The sequence below is a fragment of the Streptomyces albipurpureus genome, from assembly GCF_023701525.1.
GTDB classification, from domain to species: Bacteria; Actinomycetota; Actinomycetes; order Streptomycetales; family Streptomycetaceae; genus Streptomyces; species Streptomyces albipurpureus.
In genome coordinates this window covers 2,633-4,022 of the sequence record NZ_JAMQAW010000064.1, presented here as the reverse complement: position 1 = coordinate 4,022, position 1,390 = coordinate 2,633, and the positions used below count along the sequence as shown (strand labels likewise).

Here is a 1,390-nt window from a genome sequence, read left to right as displayed (position 1 = left end):
GCGCGGTTGGTTGTCGGCGCGGACGGCATGCGCTCCCTGGTGGCCCGCAAGGCCGGTGCGCGCAATGTGATCGAGCACCCGCGGATGACCTGCACCTACTACAGCTACTGGACCGGCGTGCCAAGCCACTTCGAGCTCTACGAGCGGCCGGGGCGCTGGATCGGTGTCATCCCGACCAATGACGGTCTTACGTTGGTCATGGCCTACTTTCCGCAGAGTGAGTTCTCGGTGGTCCGTACCGCGGTGGAGCCTGCCTTTCTGGAGGCCGTACGCAGTACGGCTCCTGGGTTGTCCGAGCGGATGTCGGCGGGCGAGCGGGTGGAGCAGTGGTATGGCACGGGGCATCAGGAGAACTTCTTCCGCCAGGCCTATGGGCCGGGGTGGGTGCTGCTGGGTGATGCGGTGCATCACAAGGATTCCATCACCGCCCGTGGTATCACCGACGCGTTCCTCCAGGCTCAGTCGCTCACCGGGCATATCGGGGACGGGCTGCACGACGATGCCGCGCTCAATGTTGCGCTGCGGCGCTACGAGAACGACCTGAACGACACCTTCCTCGACTTCTACCAGGGTGCGCTCAACGTGGCCGAGCTCAAGCCCGAGGGGCGGACGGAGATGCTGCGGAAGCTGGTCGGTCACCAGGAACTCATCGACCGCTACTTCTCGACGGTGTCGGGCGCGTGTTCCATCGACGACTTCTACAACGCCGACCTCTTGACGGTGCTCGACCAGAGCTGAGCGGTGCATTGCGCCCTCCTCGTCCAGCGGATTTGGAGACATCTTGATCCCGTTGTCGTTTGCGCAGCGCCGGCTGTGGTTCATGGACCGGTTTGAGGGGCCGTCGCCGACTCACTGCGGTGCTTTTGCGCTGCGGTTGGTGGGTGAGCTGGGTCTTGGTGCGTTGGAGTCGGCCCTCCCTGATGTCAGTGGTGCATTGCGCCCTGCTCGTTCTGCCGGTTTGGAGGCACGATGATTCCGTTGTCGTTTGCGCAGCGTCGGTTGTGGTTTTTGGATCGGTTTGAGGGGCCGTCGGCGACGTATAACAGTGCTTTTGCGGTGTGGTTGGGGGGTGAGTTGAGTGTGGGTGCGTTGGAGTTGGCGTTGGGTGATGTTGTGGGTCGGCATGAGGTGCTGCGTACGGTGGTTGTTGAGGGTGATGATGGTGTGCCGTATCAGCGGGTGTTGTCGTTGGGGGAGGTGGGTTTTCGGCTTCCGGTGGTTGAGGTTGGGGGGGTGGAGGAGCGGGGGGCGGTGTTGGCGGAGGTGTCGGCTGCTTGTTTTGATTTGGCTGTCGATGTTCCGGTGCGGGCCCGGTTGGTGCGGTGTGGTCCGGGTGAGCATGTGTTGGTGTTGGTGGTGCATCACATTGCGGTGGATGGGGAGTCCATGG

Annotated in this window: 2 protein-coding genes; both read left to right on the top strand. The window is 63.1% G+C overall.

The window, feature by feature from the left end:
* On the top strand, positions 1–738 hold a 738-nt coding region (locus tag NBG84_RS33920), incomplete at its 5' end, for an NAD(P)/FAD-dependent oxidoreductase (protein ID WP_250923520.1).
* Between the two features lie 231 nt (positions 739–969).
* The coding region (locus tag NBG84_RS33915; RefSeq protein ID WP_250923519.1) for a condensation domain-containing protein at positions 970–1,390 on the top strand (421 nt) is incomplete at its 3' end.